At 35.7% G+C, this 10,364-nt stretch carries 8 protein-coding genes and 1 other RNA gene; 2 read left to right on the forward strand and 7 right to left on the reverse strand.

Annotation, left to right across the window (positions count from 1 at the left end; translation table 11 throughout):
• Positions 1 to 103: 103 nt before the first annotated feature.
• The 7 genes from NEH75_RS12715 to rnpB form a co-directional block, all read right to left on the reverse strand.
• Complete coding sequence (locus NEH75_RS12715) at positions 104 to 367, reverse strand: stage V sporulation protein S (protein WP_006785428.1); 264 nt, start codon at positions 365 to 367, stop codon at positions 104 to 106.
• 68 nt (positions 368 to 435) lie between these two features.
• Complete coding sequence (locus tag NEH75_RS12720) at positions 436 to 1,227, reverse strand: TIGR00282 family metallophosphoesterase (RefSeq protein ID WP_055243090.1); 792 nt, start codon at positions 1,225 to 1,227, stop codon at positions 436 to 438.
• Positions 1,228 to 1,352: 125 nt separating this feature from the next.
• Complete coding sequence (rny, locus tag NEH75_RS12725) at positions 1,353 to 2,912, reverse strand: ribonuclease Y (RefSeq protein WP_411039968.1); 1,560 nt, start codon at positions 2,910 to 2,912, stop codon at positions 1,353 to 1,355.
• Positions 2,913 to 3,266: 354 nt separating this feature from the next.
• Positions 3,267 to 4,289: a recombinase RecA gene (recA, locus tag NEH75_RS12730; RefSeq protein WP_055305937.1), complete on the reverse strand. Its 1,023-nt coding sequence runs from the start codon at positions 4,287 to 4,289 to the stop codon at positions 3,267 to 3,269.
• Positions 4,290 to 4,430: 141 nt separating this feature from the next.
• The gene (pgsA, locus tag NEH75_RS12735; protein ID WP_055243096.1) at positions 4,431 to 5,012 is read right to left on the reverse strand and encodes a CDP-diacylglycerol--glycerol-3-phosphate 3-phosphatidyltransferase; all 582 of its coding nucleotides are present in this window, start codon (positions 5,010 to 5,012) and stop codon (positions 4,431 to 4,433) included.
• A 10-nt stretch (positions 5,013 to 5,022) separates the two neighbouring features.
• Positions 5,023 to 5,871 (reverse strand): helix-turn-helix domain-containing protein, encoded by an 849-nt coding sequence (locus NEH75_RS12740; protein WP_055305938.1) that lies wholly within the window; start codon positions 5,869 to 5,871, stop codon positions 5,023 to 5,025.
• 265 nt (positions 5,872 to 6,136) lie between these two features.
• Positions 6,137 to 6,517: RNase P RNA component class B (gene rnpB / locus NEH75_RS12745), an RNA gene on the reverse strand.
• A 158-nt stretch (positions 6,518 to 6,675) separates the two neighbouring features.
• Between rnpB and recU the strand changes: the two genes are divergently transcribed.
• Positions 6,676 to 7,254: a Holliday junction resolvase RecU gene (gene recU / locus NEH75_RS12750; protein ID WP_055305939.1), complete on the forward strand. Its 579-nt coding sequence runs from the start codon at positions 6,676 to 6,678 to the stop codon at positions 7,252 to 7,254.
• 20 nt (positions 7,255 to 7,274) lie between these two features.
• Entirely contained in the window at positions 7,275 to 10,325 is a 3,051-nt protein-coding gene (locus NEH75_RS12755; RefSeq protein WP_055305940.1) for a transglycosylase domain-containing protein, read from the forward strand.
• Positions 10,326 to 10,364 lie beyond the last annotated feature (39 nt).

The following is a 10,364-nucleotide window of genomic DNA, read 5'->3' on the forward strand; positions in this document are numbered from 1 at the left end:
CATAATTACCCAAAAAATAGAACCGCCGTATACGGAACCGTACGTACGGTGGTGTGAGAGGACGATGATTAAATTAATTAATTATCTCCTACTCGATTCAAAACTATTGTCTTGATTCAACAATCAGTTTAATTGCCGTACGTTCTTCTCCATCAATTAAGATATCAGTAAACGCTGGAATACAAATTAAATCTTTACCAGTCGGTGCTACATATCCTCTAGCAATAGCAATGGCTTTCACTGCTTGATTTAATGCTCCTGCTCCAATTGCCTGAATTTCAACAAGCCCTCTTTCACGAAATGCATTTGCTAAAGCACCCGCAACTGAATTAGGATTAGATTTTGATGATACTTTTAATACTTCCATACTAGTCCCCCTCTGTTTTGTTTTACACAGTAAGTCTATGCTCTCTCACCCTAATACATGACTAATTTTTATAAAGTTGATTCTTTCTTCAAATTAATACGTTGAATAGATGAAGCTTTCCCCGTCTTCTCATTAATATCAACTAAGACAGCATTTAACTGTGCTGCCCCTTGTTCAACAGCATTAAAACGAATCGGTAATCCAGTTAGAAACTTATTAATTACATTTTCACGTTCAACACCGATTACCCCATCTAAAGGTCCTGTCATTCCAACATCAGTAATATAAGCAGTTCCTTTTGATAAAACACGATCATCAGCTGTTGGTACGTGTGTATGTGTTCCTACAACAGCACTTACACGTCCATCTAAGAAGTACCCCATAGCTACTTTCTCACTTGTTGCTTCCGCGTGGAAGTCGACAAAAATAATATTAGTACGTTTCTTTGCCTCTTCAACTAACTGCTCAACTTTTTCAAATGGACAGTTAATCATTGGCATAAATGTACGTCCTTGGATTGAAATAACAGCCACTTCATGTGAATTAAACTTAACAAAGGTTAAACCCTTTCCTGGATTTGATTCCGGGAAGTTTGCTGGTCGAACTAACTTATCTGCATCATCAATAAAATCAAAGATAGAACGATTATCCCACGTATGGTTTCCAAGTGTGACCACATTAACACCTTGCTCTAATAAAAACTTATAATACTTTTCATTAATTCCTTTTCCATGAGAAATATTTTCACCATTTGCAATAATGAAGTGAGGTTTATAAGTCTCCTTAATTTTCGGTAATTGTTCTTGAATCATTTGGCGTCCTAGCGATCCATAAATGTCTCCAATAAATAAAATTTTCATTCTATCAGCCTTTCTAGTGGTTACTTAAAATCTGTATTTACTTTTATAGAATTAGTATACATATTAAAGAGCTATTAATGCTAACACATTAATAGCTCTTTAGTCAATCACATAAATTTAGCGTGTTATCTTGCAGTTTCCACAGCTCGAGTTTCACGAATAACTGTGATTTTAATATTTCCTGGATACTCTAGCTCATTTTCAATCGTTTGACGAATTTCACGCGCAACACGATGTGCTTGAACATCATCAAGTTGTTCAGGAATAACCGCAACACGTACTTCACGTCCTGCCTGAATCGCAAAGGCTTTTTCAACCCCTTCGAATCGACAAGCAATATTTTCGAGTTGCTCTAGACGTTTCACGTAGTTCTCTAATGATTCACTTCGTGCACCTGGTCTTGCAGCCGATAATGTATCTGCCGCTGCAACAATGACTGCAATTAAACTTTGAGGTTCACGATCTCCATGGTGAGATGCAATTCCATCGATAACAACTGGGTGTTCGCGATAACGAGTTGCCAACTCAATACCAATTTCAACGTGGCTACCTTCAACCTCATGATCAACCGCTTTCCCGATATCATGAAGCAATCCGGCACGTTTTGCTAACTTTACATCTTCTCCAAGTTCTGCAGCAATAATTCCTGATAAGAAAGCTACTTCCATTGAGTGTTTTAAAACATTTTGCCCATAACTTGTACGATAATTTAAGCGTCCTAAAATTTTCATTAAATCCGGATGAACTTTTCCAATTCCAACTTCAAATACCGCATTTTCTCCGTATTCACGAACACGTAAATCAACTTCACGACGTGTCTTTTCTACAATTTCTTCAATACGCGCTGGATGAATTCGACCATCTTGAACTAATGTTTCTAATGTAATGCGCGCCACTTCACGTCTGATTGGATCAAAACATGATAAAACGACTGCTTCAGGCGTATCATCGATGATTAAATCAACCCCCGTTAATGATTCAATCGTACGAATATTACGTCCTTCACGACCAATAATACGTCCCTTCATCTCATCACTTGGTAAGTTCACTACATTGACACTGTAATCACTTGTTTGTTCTGAAGCATATTTTTGAATCGCTAAGACGATTAATTCTTTCGCCTTTTTATCAGCTTCTAAACGAGCTTTCTCTTCTTCTTCTTTAATGTACTTAGCAACTTCGTGAGACATCTCATCTTCAACTTGTCTAAAGATAATGTCACGAGCTTCTTCTGTTGTTAAGCCTGAAATTTCGACTAATTTTTGTCGTTGTCCTTCTAAAGTTTCTTCCACTTTGCTTTTTAGTTCTTTTAGTTCGAGTTGTTTTTCAGCGATAGCTTCATCTTTTTTCTCAAGAGCAATTTCGCGCTTTTCTAAATTTAAAATACGACGATCAATCGTCTCTTCTCGTTGTACTAAACGCTCTTCTAAACGTACGAGTTCCGTTTTCTTCTCCTTAATGTCACGTTCTGCATCAACTTTAAGTCGTTGAACTTCTTCTTTCGTTTCTAAAAGTGCTTCTTTCTTTTTTGATTCCGCTTCTTTTTCAGCTTTTGAGATTATATGTGTAGCTGTTTGTTGAGCTCTCTCTAACTCAGCTTCATACACTTTCTTTCTCATAAAATACCCAATAACTAACCCTATCCCTACTAGCAAAATGGAGATGATAAATTCAATCATATGCACACCTCCAATTATTTGATATACGATTATCCGCCATAGATCTATTTAACGGCTCTATAGTTTTAAGATAATTAGTATTATGATATAATACTACATTGTTTATTTTAATATTATTGTAATAACATGTCAAGAATTCCACTACAATCTAAAAAAAGTGTCCCAATTTTTGGAGGTAACTAAAAAAGACTCTATCATTAAATTAATGTCCTAAAAATCATCCAAAAATAAACAAAAACCTGAGAAAAAAGCGCCCAACTGGTCTATTTTCTCAGGTTTTTTCAATCACTAAATTCCTTTTAATCTTTTAATTTTGTTAAGACTTAGTTTTTAAGTAGTTTCAACTTCAAAGACACCTTTTTATTCTTCTGACATCATGTCTTCAGCATTAGATGTTGGAATACTTAATTCCGCACGGATTAAATCAGCAATCTCTTCCATAATAAATGGATTTTCTTTTAAGAACAATTTCGCATTTTCACGTCCTTGTCCCATTTTCTCACCATTGTACGAATACCAAGATCCACTTTTCTCAATGATATTGTAATCCACTGCAAGGTCTAAAATCTCACCTTGTTTAGAGACTCCTTCACCATACATAACGTCTACTTCAACCGCTTTAAAAGGTGGAGCCACTTTATTTTTTACCACTTTTATTTTTGCGACGTTTCCAACAATGTCAGTTCCTAATTTAATAGTTTCTCCACGGCGTACTTCTAAACGAATTGTTGAATAGAATTTTAAGGCACGTCCACCAGGTGTTACTTCAGGATTCCCAAACATAACTCCAACTTTTTCACGAATTTGGTTAATAAAAATAGCAATCGTTTTGGTTGTATTGATGGCCCCTGATAACTTACGTAAGGCTTGTGACATTAAACGAGCTTGTAACCCAACGTGTGAGTCTCCCATTTCACCTTCAATTTCCGCACGTGGCACAAGGGCTGCAACTGAATCGACAACTAAAATATCGATTGCACCACTTCGAACTAATGCTTCAGCAATTTCTAATGCTTGTTCACCTGTATCAGGTTGTGAAACTAATAATTCATCTGTGTCTACACCTAATTTAGCTGCATATGCCGGGTCTAATGCATGTTCTGCATCGATGAACGCTGCTGTTCCACCAGCTTTTTGAACTTCTGCAATCGCATGTAAAGCAAACGTTGTTTTACCTGAACTTTCTGGTCCATAAATTTCTACAACACGTCCACGTGGATATCCACCGACACCTAAAGCAGAATCTAAAGCTAATGATCCTGACGATACAACTTCAATACGCGTATCTGTTTTTTCACCCAGTTTCATAACTGAGCCTTTACCGTATTGCTTTTCAATGCTTTTTAAAGCTTGCATTAAAGCTGCTTCACGATTATTACTCATATTGTTAATCCTCCAATTTTATATTTTTATCTACATTTAACATACCCAATTTGATGCAAATTTCCTCGAATTTATTTCAATAATAAACTATTTTTTATTTAAAAGCAACAAAAAAGCGAACAAATTTTCGCTTTTTTGTTTTTATTTAGCTTCATCAAAAATATGAAGGTTCTTATAAATGTATTCGACTCCTGATGCTACTGTTAAAACAACAGCTAATGCAACAAAGATTTGATCGACTGGCCAATTAAATAACTCAAATGGATAATTTAATAATAATAACGTTGAAATCATAATAAATTGAACAACCGTTTTAATTTTGCCAAGCCATCCAGCAGCAATTACAACACCTTTCGAAGCAGCAATCGTTCTAAATCCGGTAACAATAAATTCACGTGCTAAAATAATAAACACAACCCATCCCGCAATCAATCCATTTTCAAGTAAGATTAATAACGCAGCTGTTACTAATAGTTTATCTGCTAATGGGTCCATGAACTTTCCAAAATCAGTAATCATGTTATATTTACGAGCAATATAACCATCAATAAAATCGGTGATAGCCGCTAGTAAGAAAATCACTAAACCTAAAAGATTAGCATATGGAATTAAATAATTATTTACTGAAATCGTATTTACCACTAAATTTGGAATATAAAAACAAACAATAAAAAATGGAATTAAAATAACACGTAATAACGTTAGCTTATTTGCTAAGTTCATACTCTCTCACCTACTCAGTTTTAATATTAATTTTTATGTATTGATGGGGGGTTGAAGGCTCAAAATCAATCACTTGATTATTTACTGAAATTTTAACTGCTGTTGCATCTCCAACATTAAACTCTAATGTCCCAAATTGATCACCTGCAATTTTTTGTTCAAATACCCCACCCGCTTGATATGTTTCTCCAGGAATTAAACTTTGATCACCTAAGTTTAAACTTAACCAACAAGGAGCAGTAAAATCTAATTTCAAATCAGCTTCCGTTTGATCTGTAACAATATCAAAAATAACTTCCTTACTTTGTTGAGAAACCATTGATACTGTTGTAACTGGCTGTTGTGGTTTTTCTTCCGGTACTTGTGTGGGTGTTTCCTCTAGTGTTTCAGGTGTTTCTTCATCCTTTTCAACCATCTCTGATGAATTTGGATTATTAATAACAATATTATTGTCCGCTTTAGGCGTAGCATTTTTCACCACATCTACTACGTAAAAGACTCCAAGAGCAATGACTAAAACAGCACATACTAATCCTGCAACGCGCCCTAAATTACGATTACGTTTTTGCACTTTTTGTTTATGAATTTTCACTTCAACTTCTTTCTGAATTTGACTCCCATAAAACTGTTGATATAACTCCTCAACATTCAATGATAAGTATGTTGCATATTTTTTAATATACATTTTCAAATAAAAAGTATCAAAGCGATCAAAATTTCCATTTTCAATATTTTTTAAATGCTGAATTGGAACCCCAATCTTATCAGCTACATCTTCTAAATTAAGATGGCGATTTTGACGTTGTTCGCGCAAATAATCAGCTAATTGTTGATTGTTTTCTTTATTTGAAAAATCCATTTCGGCACCTCCCATAAACATCCATAAAAGCAAACTAAATTAATAATAGCATACCTATATTTAATAAAAAAGTAAATAAAGGGATTTTTTTCAAGGTATGACTATTTTTCATATCGTTTATTCAGATTTTTTCAAATTGTTCATCTCTAATCATTCATATGTTTAGTCAATTTAATTAATTCATACATTTTCGTCTAAAAGAATCATTAAAAAAAGCACAACTTAAATGTTGTGCCTTATCGTTTAATTTAGTGCATAAATAGCAATCTGTAAGCCATGTTCTGTACCGTCGTACTCAAACGGATGCCTCCTCGTACTTAGGTGGTAATTATCTGTCTGTAGAGATGACTCTCTACCTCCCATATGCGTTCAATTCCGCTTTAGGAGTGCCCCTACCAAATTTGGGTTTCTCGCTCGTGGGGTTTACCCGTTCCACGTCTCTCGTTTCCGATCGACATCGTCACTGTGGCACTTTTAAAGGTACTCATACCATATCTTACGACTTAGGTATTTTCCCAGCCGTCAGCCAAGAAACTTGACTGCCCTAACTTATTGTTTCGTTAGGCACGAACACTACAACCATCGCAGGTTGTGCGAGCATGGACTTTCCTCACCGTCATAAATGACAGCGCAATTACCCGAATGCTATCGGAATACTATTATGTCAAACTTCTTCAAAAAAGTCAATTGTTAATAATATCCATAAGCGTTGAAAATTGTGTGAATTCCTGATGAAATATCATGAAAGGTTAGCTTTTTTTCCTTTTATTTGATAAGATATACACTTAGGAGGTGTATAATTCTGTGGTAAATTATCCTCATAAAAAGAAAGCAACACTTACGAGTGAAAAAACCATTTCATTTGGAAAACGTGGGATGTCTTTTGAAGATGATTTAGCAAAATCAAATGAACACTATTTAGCAGCAAACAAAGCTGTCATCCACAAAAAACCAACACCTGTTCAAATTGTTAAAGTTCATTACCCTAAACGTGCGGCTGCTGTCATCACAGAGGCTTACTTCCGCACCCCATCAACGACTGACTTTAATGGGATTTTTAAAGGGCGATATATTGATTTCGAAGCAAAAGAGACTTCAAATGCTACTATCTTTCCTTTACAAAACTTACATGAACATCAAGTCAATCATATGATTGAAGTTAAAAAACATGGTGGAATTACGTTTCTACTCGTGAAGTTTTCAAAATTTAATGAAATTTATTTATTACCTTGTGAAAACCTTGCAAAGTTTTGGCAAGAATATAAATTAGGTAATAGACGCTCAATTAGGCGTGAAGAATTTGCACAATATGGAACAAAAATTCCTGAAGGTGCCTTTCCAAGAATCGATTACTTAAAAGTGGTTGAAGAACTTTTCTTATAATCGTAAAGGCGGTGACTTAGATGAAGAAAAATAATGGTAATAAATTCTCTCTCACCCTACTCCAAGCTATCGGAACAATTTTTAAATCATTCGTATTAGTTGGGCTGCTGGGGGGAATTGCAGCAATGATGATTGGGAGCTTCATCATTTTCAAAACAATTGAAACAGCTCCAGAACTAGATATCTCAAAAATTTATGCAACCGAATCAACAGTTATTTATGATAAAGATGGAAATGTGCTTGATGAACTCGGAATTCAAAAACGTGAATGGGTTTCTTATGATGAGATTTCTCCCGTTTTAATTGATGCTATTGTCGCAACTGAAGATTCAAAGTTCTATGAACATGGAGGAGCCGACTGGCAACGTTTCTTAATCGCAGCTCTATCTAATCTTTCAACAGGTGACTTTGATCAAGGAGCAAGTACATTAACTCAACAGTTAATTAAACAAACTCACTTAACAAGTGAGAAAAGCATCGATCGTAAAATTAAAGAGCTATACTTATCTATTCAAATTGAAAAAGTCTTAACAAAAGAACAAATCATTGAAGCCTATTTAAACTACTCTCCATTTGGAGGAAGTGTTAATGGGATTCAAAAAGCTGCAGAATACTATTTTGGAACAACTGCTAACGATTTAACATTAGCACAAGCAGCGACTTTAGCAGGACTCGTTCAATCACCTGCAACCTATCGCCCCGATCATTACGCAGATGCAACTGAAAAACGTCGTGATACTGTATTGAAACTTATGGTGAAGCATGGCTACATTACTCAAGACTTAGCAGACTTAGCAGCAGCTGAGCCTATTACAGATATGCTAGTCTACACTGAGTCTGAAACAACTGATAAAACAAAATATCAATCATTTATTGATGCTGTCTTAAATGAAGTTGAAAATAAATATGGTTTAAATCCATACTCAGGATTACAAATTTATACAACCATGGATCCTGAAGCTCAAGAACTCATCTACGATATCCAAAATACTAACAACTATGTTGACTGGTCTGCTACTGGGCTTGCGAATTCAAAAACAGATATTCAATCGGGTATTGTGTTTATGGATACACAAACCGGTCAAGTTCGTGCCATCGGTGGTGGGGTGAATGAAGAAGGTATCGAACGTGGGGTAAATTTCGCCACTCAACTTCAACGCCAACCTGGTTCAACAGCAAAACCAATCTTTGCCTATGGACCTGCCATTGAATACTTAAAATGGGGAACAGGTACAACTGTTGATGATGAGTTATATACTTACCAAGATGGAAGTGGACAAATTGTTCATAACTATAATCATATCTATCAAGGTCGCATGACTATTCGTTATGCATTAAATAAATCATTAAACGTACCAGCCGTAAAAGCATTTAATGCAGCAGGTGCTGATAATGTGAAAACATTTGCTGAAAACCTCGGATTTACTTTCTCACCAGAAGTACTAAGTGCAGACGGATCTTTATTTGAATCAACAGCAATTGGTGGTGTTTCAAGTGGATTCTCACCATTACAAATGGCAGCTGCTTATGCAACCTTTGGAAATGGTGGAATTTATAACGAACCCATTATGATTGAAAAGATTGTAACAAGCGATGGAACAGTGATTAAGGCTGATCAAGAATCACATCGTGCCATGAGTGAAGAAACAGCCTACTTATTAACAGATATGTTACATACCGTTATGACAGATGGAACAGGAACAACTGCCAATGTTGGTGGTATGTACTTATCAGGAAAAACAGGAACAACCAATCTAGATCCAAAAGATCGTGCCACTTATGGCTACCCTGATAATGCTATTCGTGATTCTTGGTTTGTCGGTTATTCAAACTACTATACGGCTGCTATTTGGACTGGATTTAATCATAATAAAGATGGTTATATTACTCAAACAACACAATCAAAACCTTGGTATGTATTTAATACTTTAATGAAGTATTTAAATCCAGCAGGTTATGTAGAGCCAACTCGTCCAAGTAGTATCCAATCGTACACCATTGAACAAGAAAGTGGAAATAAAGATGGCGAAGTGTTATCACCATCGAAATTCACACCAAGCCAATATGTATCCTCTGAATTATTTATTAAAGGATATGGACCAAGCGGAACATCTACTCGTTTCCAACAATTAGATACTCCACAGAACTTTACAGGATCTTACACTGGCTCAGCTCTTCAGTTCTCTTGGAATCATGTTAAAGGTTACACATTAACACTTGATGAGGCTCGATCAAAAGCTAGCTATGCAGCTGATCTAGCCACTAAAGCAACAAAGATTAGCCAAGTGCCAACATTAAATCCAACTGAGTCACAACTTCGTATGATGATTAAACAAATTCAAACGATTGGACAAACGATTTACGATGTTTATGCCACAAATCATTATGGAAATGAAATCCTACTCGGTTCAACAACAGGTAATACATTAACAGTCGATAATGTTTCAATTGGGGATATGTCTAAATATAAAGACTTCTATATTCGGGCACGTTATGAAAATTCAGGAGCATTAACAAGCGAAAACTCAAATGCGATTACGATCGATTGCGATAGTTGCTCAAAACCAGTTGATATTCCAAATATGCAAGGTTGGACAAAGCAACAAGTAGAAGATTGGGTAAAAGCAAATGGAATTACAGTATCCTATACTGAGACTCCGACAAATGAGATAGCAAATGGTCTTGTCTTATCAACATCACCAGCTAGTGGAACATTACTTCCTGGTGAAACATTAACAGTTACTATTGCATCTGCACAGTTAACTGTACCAAACTTCAAAAACGAACCTGATTTCATTAGTCAGTATCAAGCTTGGGCTGCCCTAAACTCAGTAACTGTCAAAGTTAAAGAAGAATTCCATGATAGTATCCCAAGTGGAGCATATATCGGTTCAAATCCAGGAATCGGATCTTCAATTACACCAGGATCAACATTAACGATTACGATTTCAAAAGGTCCTGCAGGCGGTTCGACAACTCCACCTGTCAATAATAATCCGACAACTCCACCTGTCAATAATAATCCGACAACTCCTGAAGATATGCCTGATAATGAAGGTTCAGAAGATTAATACCATCTAATCATTAAGCTCAATCGAGTAGGAGATAAT

It is taken from the genome of Turicibacter sp. T129 (assembly GCF_025594975.1).
In the GTDB taxonomy this organism is placed as follows: domain Bacteria; phylum Bacillota_I; class Bacilli_A; order MOL361; family Turicibacteraceae; genus Turicibacter; species Turicibacter bilis.